The 17,233-nt window shown below is 34.5% G+C and carries 15 protein-coding genes; 6 read left to right on the top strand and 9 right to left on the bottom strand.

Annotated features, from left to right (window positions below):
• Nucleotides 1-80: 80 nt before the first annotated feature.
• Complete coding sequence (locus tag QQS40_RS09565) at nt 81-1,490, top strand: YcjX family GTP-binding protein (protein ID WP_329505001.1); 1,410 nt, start codon at nt 81-83, stop codon at nt 1,488-1,490.
• On the opposite strand, the gene QQS40_RS09560 is transcribed toward QQS40_RS09565, so the two are convergent.
• From QQS40_RS09560 to QQS40_RS09525, 8 genes are all read right to left on the bottom strand, one after another.
• Nucleotides 1,487-2,707, bottom strand: coding sequence for a capsule polysaccharide biogenesis protein (locus QQS40_RS09560; protein ID WP_329504999.1), 1,221 nt, complete (start codon nt 2,705-2,707; stop codon nt 1,487-1,489). The two genes, QQS40_RS09565 and QQS40_RS09560, sit on opposite strands and share 4 nt — an antisense overlap.
• 50 nt (nt 2,708-2,757) lie before the next feature.
• Nucleotides 2,758-4,800, bottom strand: a complete 2,043-nt coding sequence (locus tag QQS40_RS09555; protein WP_329506785.1) for a capsule polysaccharide biogenesis protein — start codon at nt 4,798-4,800, stop codon at nt 2,758-2,760.
• Between the two features lie 4 nt (nt 4,801-4,804).
• Nucleotides 4,805-5,926, bottom strand: coding sequence for an acyltransferase (locus QQS40_RS09550; RefSeq protein WP_329504997.1), 1,122 nt, complete (start codon nt 5,924-5,926; stop codon nt 4,805-4,807).
• Nucleotides 5,927-5,949: 23 nt separating this feature from the next.
• Complete coding sequence (locus QQS40_RS09545) at nt 5,950-7,179, bottom strand: hypothetical protein (protein ID WP_329504995.1); 1,230 nt, start codon at nt 7,177-7,179, stop codon at nt 5,950-5,952.
• A gap of 10 nt (nt 7,180-7,189) precedes the next feature.
• Complete coding sequence (locus QQS40_RS09540) at nt 7,190-7,480, bottom strand: hypothetical protein (protein WP_329504993.1); 291 nt, start codon at nt 7,478-7,480, stop codon at nt 7,190-7,192.
• Nucleotides 7,481-7,511: 31 nt separating this feature from the next.
• A complete protein-coding gene (locus QQS40_RS09535) occupies nt 7,512-7,865 on the bottom strand; it encodes a hypothetical protein (RefSeq protein ID WP_329504991.1) in 354 nt (117 codons plus the stop codon).
• 265 nt (nt 7,866-8,130) lie between these two features.
• Entirely contained in the window at nt 8,131-10,902 is a 2,772-nt protein-coding gene (locus QQS40_RS09530) for a CDP-glycerol glycerophosphotransferase family protein (protein ID WP_329504989.1), read from the bottom strand.
• A 10-nt stretch (nt 10,903-10,912) separates the two neighbouring features.
• Nucleotides 10,913-12,013: a stealth family protein gene (locus tag QQS40_RS09525; RefSeq protein ID WP_329504987.1), complete on the bottom strand. Its 1,101-nt coding sequence runs from the start codon at nt 12,011-12,013 to the stop codon at nt 10,913-10,915.
• Between the two features lie 367 nt (nt 12,014-12,380).
• Between QQS40_RS09525 and QQS40_RS09520 the strand changes: the two genes are divergently transcribed.
• The 5 genes from QQS40_RS09520 to sodC all read left to right on the top strand — a co-directional run bounded on the left by QQS40_RS09520 (nt 12,381) and on the right by sodC (nt 16,860).
• Complete coding sequence (locus QQS40_RS09520; protein ID WP_329504985.1) at nt 12,381-13,565, top strand: polysaccharide biosynthesis/export family protein; 1,185 nt, start codon at nt 12,381-12,383, stop codon at nt 13,563-13,565.
• A gap of 14 nt (nt 13,566-13,579) precedes the next feature.
• Nucleotides 13,580-14,713 (top strand): capsule polysaccharide exporter BexC, encoded by a 1,134-nt coding sequence (gene bexC, locus QQS40_RS09515; protein WP_329504983.1) that lies wholly within the window; start codon nt 13,580-13,582, stop codon nt 14,711-14,713.
• Complete coding sequence (gene bexB / locus QQS40_RS09510; RefSeq protein WP_329504981.1) at nt 14,713-15,510, top strand: capsule polysaccharide exporter permease BexB; 798 nt, start codon at nt 14,713-14,715, stop codon at nt 15,508-15,510. The genes bexC and bexB overlap by 1 nt, the downstream gene beginning before the upstream one ends.
• Nucleotides 15,507-16,160 (top strand): capsule polysaccharide exporter ATP-binding protein BexA, encoded by a 654-nt coding sequence (bexA, locus tag QQS40_RS09505; RefSeq protein WP_329504979.1) that lies wholly within the window; start codon nt 15,507-15,509, stop codon nt 16,158-16,160. The genes bexB and bexA overlap by 4 nt, the downstream gene beginning before the upstream one ends.
• Before the next feature lie 139 nt (nt 16,161-16,299).
• Complete coding sequence (sodC, locus tag QQS40_RS09500; protein ID WP_005695896.1) at nt 16,300-16,860, top strand: superoxide dismutase family protein; 561 nt, start codon at nt 16,300-16,302, stop codon at nt 16,858-16,860.
• Nucleotides 16,861-16,950: 90 nt separating this feature from the next.
• Here sodC and QQS40_RS09495 read toward each other — a convergent pair whose 3' ends face one another.
• Nucleotides 16,951-17,229 carry a heavy-metal-associated domain-containing protein gene (locus QQS40_RS09495; RefSeq protein WP_289901690.1) on the bottom strand — a complete coding sequence of 93 codons (279 nt, stop codon included), beginning with the start codon at nt 17,227-17,229 and terminating at the stop codon, nt 16,951-16,953.
• Between the last annotated feature and the right edge of the window lie 4 nt (nt 17,230-17,233).

The raw sequence follows: 17,233 nt of genomic DNA, 5'->3' as shown, positions 1-17,233 counted from the left end.
TATTAAAGACCGTTTTGTGATAAATTGAGTGAATTGTAAAATATCTTGGCAAAAATGGCTAGTTATTGGATTTTTAGGATATGTTTAAATCAATTAATCGGGAAATTAATCAAATAATCAATCGCGGATTTGACCGCACTTTGCGTTTAGCTGTAACGGGGTTAAGTCGAAGCGGTAAAACCGCTTTTACTACGAGTTTGATTAATCAACTGTTATATATTAATCAAGAGGAAAATGCTCATCTTCCTTTATTTGAGGCAGCCCGAAATCAATCTATTTTAGCGGTAAAACGTGTGCCTCAGCAGGATTTAAGTATTCCACGTTTTGATTATGAAGCGAATCTCAATGATTTAATGAATAATCCACCACAATGGTGCCAATCTACTCGAGGCGTGAGTGAAACACGTCTTGCTATTCGTTTCGAACGTCAATCGGGCTTACTTCGCCATTTTAAAGAACGTGGCACATTATATTTAGATATTTTTGATTATCCTGGTGAATGGTTATTGGATTTACCTTTGCTGAATCTAGACTTTCAACAATGGTCACTTGAACAAGCTAAAATTACATCAGGTATTCGCCAACAGTTTGCACAAGATTGGTTGGATAAACTGAAAAATCTTGACCTAAGTGCAGTCGTCAATGAAGATGTTTTAGCGCAGATTGCAAAATCTTATACCGATTATTTACTTGCTTGCAAAGCAGAAGGAATGCAATTTATTCAACCAGGCCGATTTGTCTTGCCTGGGGAATTAGAAGGTGCACCTGTATTACAATTTTTCCCATTATTGCATTTGTCAGAAGAACAATGGTTAAAACTGAAAAAAGAAGCGAAATCCAATAGCTATTTTGCGGTGTTGAATAAACGATATGATTATTATCGTAATAAGGTGGTGAAAGGCTTTTATGAAAATTATTTTTCGACCTTTGATCGCCAAGTGATTTTAGCCGATTGCTTAACGCCACTGAATCATAGCCAACAAGCTTTTATCGATATGCAAACAGGGCTTAATCAGCTTTTCAAAAATTTCCATTATGGAAAACGTAATTTACTTAATCGCTTGTTTTCTCCGAATATTGATAAGCTCATGTTTGTGGCAACAAAAGCCGATCATATCACGACAGATCAAATTCAAAACTTAATCAGCCTGATGCGCCAATTGGTGCAAGAGGGCGGTCGTCATGTTGAATTTGAAGGGATTGATACAGAATATACCGCAATTTCTGCGATTCGAGCGACCAAACAAGTTTTAGTTAATCAAAACGGTAAACAAATTAAAGCTATTCAAGGTGTGCGTTCTTTAGATAAGCAACTTATTACGCTTTATCCGGGTTCTGTACCAAGTAAATTACCTAATGCAGAGTTCTGGTCAAAACAATCTTTTGATTTTGATTCCTTTGAACCTCAAGTTTTACAACAAGGTGAAAGCATCCCTCATTTAAGAATGGATGCAGTTTTACAGTTTTTATTGGCGGATAGGTTTGATTAATTCTCACCAGAATGTAGGGAGAGAATCACTCGATTATAAAAACTACCATTAATCATGGTTTTATTCAGATGATATTTGCGGTAAGCCTCAAATACTGGCATATCAGGCTTGGTTGGATTTTGCCAAAATGAAGCCAAATCCCCTTGGTGTGTAAGACCTTCAAAATGATAATTAGCACGCCCAAGCGTAATAACGGGCATTCCATGCAATAAGGCTGAAATACCACTCGTACTGTTTAATGTCACCATGCCTTTTCCATGGCGAAGTAGAACAGGCAATGACACATCGTGCACATAGAATAATCTTCCTTTTAACTGAGGATAGCGGCTTTCAAACTCTAGAATAACAGACTCATAATGAATAAAACCTCTATCCATTGGATGGTGCTTAATGATCAAGTTTAAATGATTAGGCGCAAATGTAGCAAAAGACCGTAGTACTTCAGCTAAAAATTCACCGACACTATTGAAGTCGCAATGTACTTTTACTTGGCTGTCATCGTAAACTTGCAGTGGTACAATAAAAAAATAACCGAGTTCTCCTTTTGTTACTTTTTTTGCAAACGAGCGATCTCGCAAGTAATAACAAGCGCGCTTGATGCCTGATGTCACCCAGAGTTTTATATAGTATTTCAGATTCAGAATGCGGTGATGTTGGTATTTGGGGTAGTTGTCTCGCCCCAAATGAGTGTTAATATAATAAGCAATTGCCACTTTTGCCATCGGTAAAAAACCTTTGGCTAATTTAAGTGGTACAGCTGGCTCAGGTAAATTGTCGGCTTGCTCAAGATAGAAATCAGCTTGGCGAGGAAGAGGAGAGAACGCATTGACCCCTTGTTTTTCGAGTGTCACGTAATCAGGACGGAAATAGCCTTCTTCAAACACCCAAAATGGAATCTGTTCATCTTGTGATATTTTTTTTGCGATTTTGTGGTATTTACGGTTATCACCAAAGCAAGCCATCGTATCAATATTGTGTTGTTTGCAAAAGAGTTGCAGGTAAGGGTAGAACTCACTCACTGAGCCACGATAAGCAATCGTGTTTTCAATCGATGACGGATAAAAATGCTCATCGCCTCCGTTAAAATTGATTTTATAAACGGTTTTTCCTTGTCCCACTAACCAAGCAGAAAGATCGGCAAAAAAATGGCCGATCGGCCCTTGCAAAAGCAAGATCTGCTGGGAAGTTTGGGCTAATTCATCTAAATAATGTTTCATTCTAAAACCGTTATTCATTATGCAATCAAAGGATATTTTACCCTGATTTTTTAAGTACGCAATGCGCGCACTAAATGCTGCAATTTGCCATATTGTTTAGCTAGCCAATGGCGATGAATGCCACTGTGATTAACCGCTAAACGCTGTGCTTTTAAAATTTCAATCGCTGTTTGAGCATTGGTTAGCTCACCCGTATTCGGATTAACATATTGTGGATAATAGACCAATGTGCCAGCAATAAGTTCTAACAATGAAAGTTTTCGATTGCGGCGGTTAAAAGAGCAGTGATCAATAGTCAATCCCCAGTGGCTATAAAATGGCAAACCATAACAATGCACAGTTTTGTTTCTTAGCAAGGCTTCAAAGCCGGCAAGAGATGTCATGGTGTGTAATTCATCCACGGCATTGATACAGTCAAGCACGTTTTCTGTTTTTGTAATTTGATCCGCTAATTTGACCACTTGCGATTCTGCAATATGACCAATACGGTTACCACTTACAACATCGGGGTGTGGCTTATAAACGATATAGGCTTCTGGGTTTGCTGCACGTACTGTTTTTAATAAATCTAAATTAGTGAGAATATTCGGGGAGCCAGTTCGAATAGAGGCATCGTCTTCGACCTGTCCCACCACTAAAATTTTCTTTTTGTCTGTATTCGGCAAAGAAAATGTACCTTCACCGACATTATATTTACCAATATGTTGCGATACCAACGCATGTTGTAGCTGGCTGGCTTCGATTAAATCTGCTTCGGTAAATTGTTGATGCTGCAAAATCTCTTCTAAGCGAGAAGGGCTTTCTGCATTGAAATAGATACCTAAATCGTCACACACTAAAGAAAGTGGCGCAACCAAGTTTGAACCAAGCCCAACTGAACGAATAAAGCCATCTTCCATTCTGAGTACGTTAATATTATGCGCTTTAGCATAATTTAGCGCAGCTTCTTTACCCGTTCCCCATAGTAACAAGCGGTCATTTTTGGTGAATGTTTTACCATTGAGTTTGCTCACATCTTTAATAAAATGTAGCTTGCAGCTTGGTAAACGGAAAAACGGTTTAATAACTGCACGTTTCCACAACGACATTCCAACGCAATAGAGATTGCCTTGTAATCGCAAGTTAAGTGCTTTGGTGTGAATGATGTGGTTGATTACATTAAAAATTGTGCCTGCCTTGCCGGTATTCGGATTCAAATAACGGGTATATTGAAAATATGCCGCATAAAACAGTTGTAAAATTGACCGCACTTTACGGCGCTCACTTTGTGCCAATGCTTTAGCATTCGGATGACGATCATCCGTCACGCCCCAGCCAGCAAACCATGGTACGCCAAAAGTCACCACTGGTTTTCCCACTAATAATGCTTCAAATCCCATTTGAGAGGTAACACAATAAACTTTCTCTACGGCTTTAATCAGTGAAATCGGATTGACGGGATCACTAAAAAAATGCACGTTGCTTGGATAATTTTCATTTGGCGAAAAATAACCCTGTTTTTTACCACTTAAGACATCAGGATGAGTTTTCACTAAAATTTTAGCGTTTGGATTTTCTGCAATAGCAGCTTGCAACATTTGCGCAAAATGCTCGGCATCGGCTTGACCATATTTCACCGCCATATCGCCAAAGGTTTGATCGATAACAAGCACTAACGGTTCATCACCTTCTTTCTCATAATCCACTAATGTTTGGTTATATTTTGATAGTTGATGCGTCACAATTTGTGACCTAGCCTTTTCCGCTAAAACCTCGTCACATTCTCCCGCCAGAACAAGCTGCTCCAATGTTGAGGGACGAGTCGTGTCGTAATAAATGCCTAATTTATCCACGACCATAGAAAGTGGTGGATAACCATCAACGCCCAGACCAAGAGAACGTAAAAAGCCGTCTTCTAAGGCGATAAATGGTAAGTTATGCTTTTGTGCATATGCACGAGATTTTTTCGTGGAAGGACGTAACCCCCAACCTAATACAGAATCAGCCTTCGGCACAGAAAAAATGCGCTCGAAAGCCAATTTTTGATTAGGGAAAAATGAGGCTAAATGCGGAATTTTTTTGATTCCGTGCGAGAAAATCAGAGCAGTTGGCATGGGTTTATTCGTAGCCATTAGCAATTAAAAAGCTATTTTCATCTACAGCATTCAGCAATAATGGGCGCTCCCAAATAATATTTTCTTTAATCACTTTTGCGGGAACTCCTGCTGCGATACAATTATTGGGAACTGATTTTTTGAGTAATGAGTAAGCGCCAATAACTGAACCATCACCAATGTTACTTCCACCCAAAATAGTCGCTCCATATGCAACCCAAACATGATTACCAATTACAATATTTTTAGAAAAATTGATACGTTTGCCGGTATCCGCATCATAAATTGCATGGGCATCATCTGTTCGAATCTGGTTATTAGTAGCAAACATGCAGTCATTTCCAATCGTAATACTCGTACTTTCAGCACAAGTCATATAAACACCATTGGTACTTGTTGTTCCATTTCCTATTTCGATTTTACAACCAAAACCTAACCGAAAATTACCAAAAATACCTGCTTTTTCTCCTATTATAATAGTGGCGTTATTTCCTTTAAACTCAATAAAAGTATTTTTTAGATTCGAATTTTTATGCAAGATAACACGGTTGTTTTTGCCAAAAAATTGAACATGAACATTATTTAAGTTAGATGGTGCTTGAATAAAATTATCATATTCATCTTGATAACATCCATCAATTTTAAATTTATCGTTACTATATTTGCAGTAAGCTATATCACCTTCTAACTTTCTTTTAATTTTAAATTGATTGCCGGTGTTGTTTGTTTTAAAAGTAAATATGTCATTATCAATATTAATTTTAGTTCCACTTTGTAAACTAATAATTTTTTCTATGCCATTTACTATTATTTTTAGAAAAAGCTCGTAATCTCCTAAGGGAATATCAGAAATGTCTACACCTTCGTAATTTGGAGTAGCAAACCAACATTTATCATAAGAAATATTTTTATCTATAGAGTACTGGGTTGTTAGTTCAGCTCGATGTGCTTTAGCTAAGGGCTTTACATAGCTATTGGTTGAATCTTTAATAATTAATTGATAGCTAATATCACTATACTCTTTAGCATTTTGTCCTAAAACGATTCCAATCTCCTCTAAGTAAAGAGTACTTTCGAGTAGCTTGAATTTTTTTAAGTCCACAATAAATTCTTTGCAACAGCTCATGTTATTATTTCCTATGACATAAATTATTTAATCATTAAAGTGGCTTCAGTTTTGCTACACTCAAAGTGAATGTTCTCAATGTTTTCTTTAATGTTTTTCATACTTTGTATTGGAGCTCTAATATTATTATTTTTAGTATTTATATTAATGCTTAATTGATAAGTCCCTTTTGGAATATCAGAGATATTAATCCCTTTATATTGATATGTTGTAAACCACCCCTTGTCATAAACAACAAAATTACCATCAAAGAGCTCTCTTGTTAAATGCGGTTTATGTGTTTTTGCAAGCGGTTTAATATATTCTTTCTTACTATTTTTTTCAGTAAATATTAAATGGTAATCCACATCAGAATATTCTTGAAGATGAGTACCTCTAATAATAGCTACTCCTTCCACGAAAATAGTATTCTCTTTTAACCCAAATGTTCTTAAATCAACAAAAGTTTCTTTACTGTTTGAGTCTGGTTTCGGACAAGGCTGGCTTCCAAAGAAATTAACTTCCCCTTGATTAAATCTTGGTACAGCTTCCGATGCTAAAGCATAGTAAATGCTAAGTAATAGCGCCGTATGATGAGAAGTTACTTGATTATGCTCTCTTACAAATACAGAAAACGATTTCATTAAGTTAAAGTTGTCATACTTCGCAAAATCCTCTAAATAAGGTCTGATCTCCGTGTTGTATTGAATGTCTGATTCAGAGGTTAGGAGATAGATATTTCTATTAAAGTCTTTCTCTTGCTTTAATACTTTTACAAGTAATTTATCTAAGTAATTAATATGGGCATTTTGATAATCTTCCCCCATCATATGGCTTGCTACTTCTTTCCAATTATTAGCTACATAGCTCCCAATTTTCATTTGTGGAACAGTAGTAACAATATTTTTAATTCCCATGGATAAACCATAGTAAAGTGCAGCACTTCCACCTTTAGAGTAGCCAGTTGTCGTAACCTGTGAATATGAAAGGTTACGCTCTTGAATTTTTTGCATCATAAATTCTTTGATAGCTTCTTCAATCTTAAAATCCATATTGACACATAGATAATAGGTATACATGTTATCGAAGCTATCATTTATCCAGATAACTTCAGCCGGGCAATCACTCATAGCATTAATGAAATCATAATTACCCGGTGTTTTATTTAAGAATCCAGAAAAAACAAAAATTAGATGTTTAAAATCAAATTTGTTTTTCTTTTGCTTATATGTAATCTCAACACCATTAGATGCAGTAAATTTATTTTCTAACATTAGTTAATTCCTATGATAGTAAATTAGTTAAGTCTAATTGATTTTTTAGACACATTCTAAGTGTTTTATAATCTTTATTTTTTTCAGCCATTTCTGAAGCGAGTTTCCAGTAAGTATAGCGTTTTCTAGGAGCTAGATTCTGGAAAATAGAAATAGCTTTATCTAATTTTCCAGTTTTAATTAATGAATGAATATATATATCATTAATTTCTTCACTATGAGGCTCACTATTTTTCATAGCCTCGACAATATCTTTCCATCTGTTTTCTTTAAATAATATATTTATTTTAAGATCAAACAATGAGATATCAGCTATATCTTTCTCGGCTAATTTATCTAATAGATATTTTGTTTTTGCCTATCATTTTTATTCCAGATAAATAATCAAAATAGAGATCTTTTGGCATTAACTCGATATTTTTTTCGAAAGCTTTATCTAGTTGATCAACTAATTTTGCTTTATTGTTATTTATTTTTGCTAACCGTGCAATTGCTATACGACAAGCTTGGTCATTCACAGCATATTTTTCATATTGAACAAGATATTGGTTAGCTTCTTTTAATCTAAATAGTTTCATACAAAGATATGATGCTAGCAATTCTAGTTTAAATAGAACTTTTTCATTTTTAGGTATCTGCTCTAATAAGGCATCGATAATATATAATCCAGATTCAAGATTATTCAAATAAATTTCTTTTGCCAGAAGAAGCATTTTTCATGAGTTTCTGTCAAATATTTACTTTTCTTAACTTTTCCTAAAATTTGTTTATAAGCATCTTCTTGTTTGATATATGCCGAGTATATTAAAGCTAATAAATTATCATTAATAGATGATGTATTGTTTTTAGCAAAATATGAAATATAATTTTCGGGTTTACCAAATTGTAAATCAATCTTAGCTTTCCAATATTCTAATTGGTTGAATGTAATGCTGCTATTATTTAGAGAATCTAATAGTTCAAAAATTTATTATTCATAAATAAAGCAGTAAAATACTTATTCTCATATTTTGCTTTTTCTTTTCTAGTCGAAAAGTAGTTGAAATCAAGTATTAACTTAGTACGAGTCTCAACAAGTCTCCAGTTCTGATATTTCTCAGCTTGTTCTATCATCGATTCAATAATAGGAAGTTTATTCCGATTGCTATCACGATCTAGGTTTATAATTGCCTGATAAACACGCTCACAGTTTCCTTGATCTTGAAACGGAAATGTCTCTTTTATACGCTTCTCATATAATTTATTAGGTTTTCCATTATTTTTAATAATTAAAGATAATGCTGATAAAAGTTCTTTTTCTGTGTATAAAACGGGACCGAAGCCATCTTTTTCATATGAAAAATAGCCTTGTTGATAAGTATGATTCCCTGAGAAGAAAGATTCTTTATCAAATTGATAGTACACAATTGCTTTATTCAGATAAGCCATGTCAAATGCTACAGAAGAGTAGTCAGTTATTAAGATAGAGGACTCACCAAATAAATCTTGTATACTTTTATCCCCGCTTTCTCCAGACCAACATTTTATATATTTAGGAACCTTGAATTGATTGAGGTACGGTTGAATATTCGCATGTGGTGCAAAAATAACCTCATAGTTGTATTCATCAATCATTTTTTTCAACTCTGATGAATGAAGTAGGCTACACCAATGTTTAGCATATTCGGTTTCCATAAAATTTTTATTGATGGTACGAGTATTTGCTCCAGCCGCCGTGCTAGTTCCAACAATATTATTTCGCCATGTTGGCATAATCAGGATCTGATTACTATTATCTATTTTTTTAGCTAAAAGGCTGTCATATCGCGGAAGTCCTGTTAGAACGACTTCTTTCTCTGTTACTTTATATTTATTCAGGTTTTCTACTATTGAGTTATATTCTGGTTGAGTAGTTGTTACAAAACAATGTAGATTCTTTTTAGTATTAATCCATCTAGATAAATCATCTTTTATTACCCCATGTTGTAAGAATACAAATTTCTTACTAAATTCATATAAATCTCCAAAATGGTCATTGATATGTGCTTCTAAATGACTTGAGATAATTTTACTTGCTCTAGATAACTTGTTTTTAAAATCATTCGTTCCAAATTCTACTAATTTGAATCCTTCTTTATAGAGTCTATTCCAATCTGGAGAATTTTTATTTAATGCAAAATAACAAGTTTGATTAGGATAATTTTTTATTATGTAACGGTATAAGTGTTCTGCATTGTCATCAGCTTTCGTTTCTCGATCCATAAGTAGCCAACTACCATCACTCAGATATTTTTCAGAATATGTAAATAGCTCTTCAATTTCTTTTGGAGAGATACCATTATTAAAGATCTTTCCACGAATAGATATACGCATATTTTTAGCGTTAAGAGATATTTTAAATTTTTCAGATAATGGAAGATTGCCATATGGAACCCAAAGTCTCTTTTCATACACAAAAAGCTTATCATTAAATGTGTTTTTTACAGTTTTTAAATATTCTGGAAAAACTTCTCCCGTTTTAGATTCGATACTAAAAGGGAAATCAAAATATGTAAAATAGCTGATTAGTATCTGTTTTTGTTCTCTATCTATGTTTTCAATATAAGCCATTTGGAATGGTGGTTCTGCATTTTTAAATGCGCCAAGCATTCCAACTTTGTGAAACATCCAGATTCCCCCCATCCCGAATTCCATGATGTTTTTTTCATCAATAAATGAAAATGCTTCATCTATAAAATGATAGAATTTTTGCTTAGCATTGTTGTCAAGAAAATTAATTTTTTCTGGAGAATTTAATAAATATTGAATATACCAACCCAAATCATACAGGGCAGTTTTTTGAATGAAATTAGGAATGTATTTAAATTTATCCTTATAATTTTTTAGCATAGGAATAAATCCGAACTCAAAAATATTAGAATATTTTTCCGTCTTCTTCCAAGAACCATCTAGAGTAGATGAGCTATCTTCTCTTTTTCGATAAAAATAGATTGCAGATTTACAAAAGTTAGCATAACCGCTTTGAAGGTTAAATAAATAATCAGCAATAAATTTTCCATCTTCAAAATTAGGTTTTACTCTGTTATCAAAATAAACCTTATTCTTACGAATTTCAGACATTTTAAAGAATGTAGTAGCTACAGATAGATTAATTAGCTTATCTAAATTCGATATTTTTACATATGTATCATCATTAAATCTAAATTTAAGAGGGTGAGTGTCTTTTACGATATTTTGATTTTCCATAAAAAATAGCATATTAGTAGCTATCATAGCTAGATCTGGTCTTTTTTGTAGCTGTGAGTCAATAGATTTGAAATAATCGGTATGTAAGTAGTCATCTGGATCCGTAAATACGACCCATTCAGTTTGAACATATTCTAGTCCTAAATTACGTGCCGATGCTTGTCCTCCATTTTCTTTATAAATATATTTAATATTATGAGGGAATTTTTTCTGCCATTTTTTTATAATTTTTGCAGACGAGTCGGTAGAACCATCATCAACTAATATTAGCTGAATATGATTCTTAAAATTGAGACTCTGTTTTATTAAGCTAGAAAAAAATTCATCAAGATATTTTTCAACATTATATGCTGCTGATACAACAGTGTATTGGTTAATTCCTTGAGTTTTAAGAGGGTAGTATTTTTTAATTTGGTTTTTACGCTTCTTATACATATCTGTAAAGAATAATTTAGGATCTCTCATTAGTTTCTTAATTTTTCTATTGATTTTACTCATAAATCTTATCCTATTTGTAATATGTTTCTAAAACTTTTTCTAATTGTTCATTATAATTTGATATATGTTTTTTCCCATTAAAATCATTAGCACAAAAAGAGTGCGGTTGATTTGATGAATGTTTTTTCTTTAGTAACTTTTTATACTGTGCCTTAGCATTTGCGGAGCGAATATTAAAGTAATAGCAAATTTCAGGTGTAAGAACACTTTTCCCTTCTAAATACATGGCATAAGGTACAAAAAAAGTAGCGAGATTAAGATCGTTTTTACCCCTAAATCTATTTGATAAAAAACTTTCAATCTCTTCTTTAAACACACTCCATATTTTTTCAAAAACACTTTTCTTGAGTGGAATATAGGAGTGAATTAGTGGTGTTTGTATGTTTAATTCTTGCCCATACATTTTTCGTAATAAGCGTCTTGAATTCATTGAAGCGAGTAATGTAGGCGTAGTTGTACCTTTTGCATACATTTTATCTAAGTTTTTAATGGATAGGAAAATAGAGGATAGCCCATTAGGTTTAAAAAAATGGCTTTTTTGTAAAGGTTTAGCTACAAATACATCATCATTAAAATAAATAAAATGTTCACTTAGGTTTGGAATTTTATGTAGATTAGCCTCAATAACATGTGAATTAAACGTAGGAAGATAATCGTGATCAATGATCTCACGATGATCCACAATTTTAATTTGGGGATCTTCATTGTTAAGCCAATGTGGTATTTGATTATCCGTTACGATAAAAATATACCGTACCCAAGGTAAGAATTTTTGTACACTTTTGACAGAGTAAAATAGCTCGTTATGTTCTTCAAATCTGGCATTATCTTTCGCATAGAGTGCATAGTTGTTTGCTAGTTTCGAATAGTGCTGTTTCTTTTCCTGCCATTTTTCATCTTTATCATTAACCCATGTGAAAACGACATCAATAGGTATTGATGTATTCATTAGTGAGTTTTCTAGTTTCTCCAGATTTTCTTGATGGGAAACAACTGCTCGTTCATCTAATTCTTTAATTCCTTGTTCATTATTTATAATAGGATATTTATTATTCAATGCATCCCGAAAGAATATGTGGGGTTTTGTAACTAATTTTTTTAGTTTTTTCATATTAATATAACTTCACTAATTATATTTAATATATTAACTCTAATATATATTTTAGAATCATTATTAGCCTTACTTGCTGTTTGTATAGAGGCTAGTTTAAGTTGTAGCTGGCGATTTTAGCCTATTTATTATAAGTTGTCAGTACCAAAAAAGTAAATTAATGTAAATTTAAATTATTGTGAGATTCATAAAAATATAAACAATGAATAAATTGTATTAACCTTAAAGAGGGGATAAAATTTTTTATTCCTGATTGAATAAATGTTATACTCGGTAGAATTATTTTCACGAATATGGGCGAAAATGATTTGTATAGTATTTGTCAAAGATTGACGTTTTTATTCCTAATTATGAGATGAGATATTCAATGAAAAATTATCCATTAAAAGCGGTCAGCTTTGCCTTGATATTTGGACTGTCCGCTTGTTCTTCGCTACCTACTTCGGGGCCGAGCCATTCTGCAGTGTTGGATATGAACCAAGGGGCTGATGCATCGGAATTAGCGACAAAAGTTAATGTCGTTGATTTAAATGAATTACTTGTGCAACAAATGTACATGGCACAACAAAGTCAACGCTTTTCAGGGTTTGCAGATGTGTCTGGTAGTCGCGGTTATGCTGGTGCTGTAAATGTGGGTGATGTATTAGAGATTTCCATTTGGGAAGCGCCTCCAGCAGTATTATTTGGCACAACCTTTAGTAGTGAAGGACAGGGCAGTGGCCATGTTACACAATTACCTTCACAAATTGTAAATAAAAATGGTACGGTGACTGTACCATTTGTTGGAAATATTAGTGTTGCAGGTAAGACACCAGAGGTTATTCAAGCTCAAATTGTGGCAAGCCTTAGACGTAAAGCAAATCAACCACAGGCTGTTGTAAAAATAGCCAACAATAATTCCTCAGATGTGACTGTTATTCGTCAAGGTAGTACTGTGCGTATGCCATTAACTGCAAATGATGAACGTGTTTTAGATGCAGTGGCTGCGGTAGGTGGATCAACAGAAAATATTGAAGATGTGACTGTTCAGCTTACGCGAGGAAACCAAGTGAAAACATTGGCATTTGAAACCTTAATTGCCGATCCTAAGCAAAATATTATATTACGTGCAGGCGATGTGGTTTCACTTTTAAATACGCCATATAAATTTACAGGACTAGGCGCTGTAGGTAATAACCAACAGTTACGTTTTTCTAGCAGTGGTATTACGCTTGCTGAAGCGATTGGTAAAATGGGCGGTTTGATTGATACGCGTTCAGACCCACGAGGTGTCTTTGTATTCCGTTATATGCCATTTGCACAATTAGACTCTAAAGCACAGCAAGAATGGGCGGCTAAGGGGTATGGTAATGGCATGGAAGTGCCAACCGTATACCGTGCGAATTTATTACAACCGGAAACCATGTTTTTATTACAACGCTTCCCTATCCAAGATAAAGATATTGTATATGTGTCGAATGCACCACTTTCAGAATTCCAAAAATTCTTGAGAATGATTTTCTCGATTACCTCTCCGGTAACGAGTACGACCAATACGATCAGAAATTATTAATTTAAGGGGATAACATGACAACTGAAAACCCAGTGACACCGAAGAAAAAGAAGAAATCACTTTGGAATAAAATGAATTCGCTTTTTGGATTAACTGTATTGATTCCAACGGCCTTTTCTGCAGTATATTTTGGACTGTTTGCGTCTGATATTTATGTTTCAGAATCTAGTTTTGTAGTACGTTCTCCTCGTAGTCAGTCTTCTTTAAGCGGAGTTGGAGCATTATTGCAAAGTACGGGGTTTTCTCGTTCACAGGATGATACTTACTCTGTGCAAGAGTATATGCGTTCACGTACAGCACTATTCGCATTAGAGCAAAGTTTACCTCTTCGTACTTTTTATTCTGAAAAAGGCGATTTATTAAGCCGCTTTAATGGGGTTGGTTTGAATGATACACAAGAAGCATTCTATCGTTATTTTAAAGAGCGCTTGAGTGTCGATGTGGATTCTATTTCAGGCATTGCAACATTGCGAGTGCATGCTTTTGATGCTGAAGAAGGTTATCAAATCAATGAGCGCTTATTGAAAGAAGGTGAATCATTAATCAATAGATTAAATGAGCGTGCAAGAAAAGATACGATTGAATTTGCTGAGCAGGCAGTAAAAGATGCAGAGAAAAATGTGAATGAAAGTGCACAAGCATTGAGTCAATATCGTATCAAAAATAAAATTTTTGATTTGCCGGCTCAATCTGGCGTGCAAATGTCATTAATTTCAACGTTGAAAAGTGAATTAATCCGAGTTGAAACTCAATTAGCACAATTAATTTCAATCACGCCAGATAACCCGCAAGTACCCGCATTACAAATGCGCCAGAAAAGTTTGAAAAGAGAAATTGATGAACAAACACGTCAATTATCAGGTAATGGAAATTCAGCTGCAACACAAACTGCAGATTATCAACGTTTAGTCTTAGACAATGAGCTTGCTCAACAACAACTGACCGCAGCGATGACATCTTTACAAAACACTCGCGGAGAAGCCGATCGCCAACAACTTTATTTAGAAATAATTAGCCAACCAAGTAAACCTGACTGGGCATTAGAGCCAAGTCGTATTTATAATATCATTGCGACCTTTATTGTCGGTTTAATGTTATATGGTGTATTGAGTTTACTTATCGCAAGCGTAAGAGAGCATAAAAACTAATGCAATATGGTGATCAAACAACGTTTAAACAATCATTAGCGATTCAAGGGAGAGTGATTAACGCATTACTTATGCGTGAAATAATCACTCGTTATGGGCGTAAAAATATTGGCTTTCTATGGTTATTTGTTGAGCCTTTACTCATGACTTTTTTTATTGTGATGATGTGGAAATTTATTCGTGCTGATAAATTTTCAACTTTAAATATGATTGCTTTTGTCATGACAGGCTACCCTATGGCGATGATGTGGCGCAATGCTTCGAATCGTGCAATAGGATCAATTTCAGCAAATCTTAGCTTACTTTATCATCGAAATGTTCGTGTGTTAGATACTATTTTTACACGAGTTTTACTGGAGGTAGCGGGGGCTTCTATTGCTCAAATTCTTTTTATGGTAATCCTGGTGATGATCGGTTGGATTGATGCTCCGCAAGATGTGTTTTATATGCTTATTGCATGGTTTCTCATGGCTATGTTTGCTTTTAGCTTAGGCCTAATTATTTGTGCTATCGCTCAGCAATTTGAGGTTTTTGGTAAAGTGTGGGGAACGCTCAGTTTTGTATTGTTACCCATTTCAGGAGCATTTTTCTTTGTACATAATCTTCCAGCTCAAGCTCAATCTATTGCTCTTTGGCTTCCAATGATTCATGGCACAGAAATGTTTCGTCATGGCTACTTTGGAGATACGATAGTTACTTATGAGAGTATTGGATTTTTAGTTATAAGTGATTTGGCTTTATTACTAATTGGTTTGGTGATGGTTAAAAACTTTAGTAAAGGGATTGAGCCGCAATGATTCGTGTGAATAATGTGTGCAAAAAGTATCACACTAATAACGGTTGGAAAACGGTATTAAAAGATATCAATTTTGAGCTGAAAAAAGGTGAAAAAATTGGGATCCTAGGTCGGAATGGTGCGGGAAAATCAACCCTCATCCGCTTGATTAGTGGCGTTGAACCACCAACAAGCGGTACCATTGAGCGTTCAATGAGTATTTCTTGGCCATTAGCTTTTAGTGGCGCATTTCAGGGTAGCTTAACCGGTATGGATAACCTGCGTTTTATCTGCCGTTTATATGATGTTGATCCTGAATATGTCACTCGTTTTACAAAAGAATTTTCTGAATTAGGCGATTATCTGTATGAGCCAGTGAAGAAATATTCTTCCGGGATGAAAGCTCGACTTGCATTCGCCCTTTCTCTTTCTGTTGAATTTGATTGTTACTTAATTGATGAAGTTATTGCGGTAGGGGATTCGCGATTTGCAGAGAAATGTAAGTATGAGTTATTTGAAAAGCGCAAAGATCGTTCAATTATTTTGGTTTCACACAGTCCCAGTGCAATGAGATCTTATTGTGATAATGCGGTAGTATTGGAAAATGGCATCATGCATCATTTTGAAGATATGGATAAAGCGTATCAGTACTACAATGAAACGCAAAAATAATTAATAATCAGTATCTTAATTTTCGGTCAATAGGAAAATCAAATCAATTTAATCGTTCAATTCTTAATATAAACCACTATTTTTTTATTGGTATTTAGGTAGAATCAATTTGAGTCTTTCTAAAGTAAAGGAGCTTATGATGAAAATGAAAACTCTCTTAGCATTAGCAATCAGCGGAATTTGTGCTGCTGGCGTGGCAAATGCACATGACCATATGGCAAAACCAGCAGGTCCTTCAATCGAAGTAAAAGTACAACAATTAGATCCTGCAAATGGTAACAAGGATGTAGGGACTGTAACTATTACTGAATCAAATTATGGTTTAGTATTTACACCAAATCTACAAGGTTTAGCTGAAGGTTTACATGGCTTCCACATTCATGAAAATCCAAGCTGTGATCCAAAAGAAAAAGACGGTAAATTAACCGCAGGTTTAGCGGCTGGCGGTCACTGGGATCCTAAAGGTGCAAAACAACACGGTTATCCATGGCAAGATGATGCTCACTTAGGTGACTTACCGGCTTTAACTGTATTACATGATGGTACAGCAACTAACCCTGTTTTAGCGCCTCGTCTTAAAAAATTAGATGAAGTTCGTGGTCACTCTATTATGATCCACGCGGGTGGTGATAATCACTCAGATCATCCAGCTCCACTTGGCGGTGGCGGCCCACGTATGGCATGTGGCGTGATTAAATAAGTTGATTATCGAAAGATAAAAAAGTGTGGTTAATTTCTAAAGAGTTTTAAAACCTCTCAAAAATTGACCGCACTTTTATTTTTTATCAGGTTACTTAACCACTTCCGCCGTATATTCCAATTTATGAATTGCATTAATTAACTGCTCATCAGCAACTTTTGGATCTTCCACAACAGTCACAGTTCTATCTTTAATGGAGGCTTTAGTGGAAATCACGCCATCAATATTGCGTAACTCTTTATTCACTAAATAAGCACAAAGCTGGCAGTTCATTTCATTCACTTTTAGCACAAGTTGCTTTGTTTCTTCCGCTTGTGCGATAGATAAAGTGAATAATGAAAGCAAAAGTGTGGTCGTTAATTTCTTCATTTTT

The organism is Haemophilus parainfluenzae (assembly GCF_036288925.1).
GTDB lineage: Bacteria > Pseudomonadota > Gammaproteobacteria > Enterobacterales > Pasteurellaceae > Haemophilus_D.
Note: the sequence above shows the minus strand (reverse complement) of the source record. Positions and strands in the feature narration are given on the sequence as shown.

Coding starts and splice junctions, on each gene's coding strand:
- QQS40_RS09525 (WP_329504987.1), bottom strand. CDS start 12,013: ATGAAAAAACTAAAAAAATTAGTTACAAAACCCCACATATTCTTTCGG.
- QQS40_RS09565 (WP_329505001.1), top strand. CDS start 81: ATGTTTAAATCAATTAATCGGGAAATTAATCAAATAATCAATCGCGGA.
- QQS40_RS09545 (WP_329504995.1), bottom strand. CDS start 7,179: ATGTTAGAAAATAAATTTACTGCATCTAATGGTGTTGAGATTACATAT.
- bexA (WP_329504979.1), top strand. CDS start 15,507: ATGATTCGTGTGAATAATGTGTGCAAAAAGTATCACACTAATAACGGT.
- QQS40_RS09495 (WP_289901690.1), bottom strand. CDS start 17,229: ATGAAGAAATTAACGACCACACTTTTGCTTTCATTATTCACTTTATCT.
- sodC (WP_005695896.1), top strand. CDS start 16,300: ATGAAAATGAAAACTCTCTTAGCATTAGCAATCAGCGGAATTTGTGCT.
- bexC (WP_329504983.1), top strand. CDS start 13,580: ATGACAACTGAAAACCCAGTGACACCGAAGAAAAAGAAGAAATCACTT.
- QQS40_RS09560 (WP_329504999.1), bottom strand. CDS start 2,707: ATGAAACATTATTTAGATGAATTAGCCCAAACTTCCCAGCAGATCTTG.
- QQS40_RS09550 (WP_329504997.1), bottom strand. CDS start 5,926: ATGAGCTGTTGCAAAGAATTTATTGTGGACTTAAAAAAATTCAAGCTA.
- bexB (WP_329504981.1), top strand. CDS start 14,713: ATGCAATATGGTGATCAAACAACGTTTAAACAATCATTAGCGATTCAA.
- QQS40_RS09520 (WP_329504985.1), top strand. CDS start 12,381: ATGAAAAATTATCCATTAAAAGCGGTCAGCTTTGCCTTGATATTTGGA.
- QQS40_RS09530 (WP_329504989.1), bottom strand. CDS start 10,902: ATGAGTAAAATCAATAGAAAAATTAAGAAACTAATGAGAGATCCTAAA.
- QQS40_RS09555 (WP_329506785.1), bottom strand. CDS start 4,800: ATGCCAACTGCTCTGATTTTCTCGCACGGAATCAAAAAAATTCCGCAT.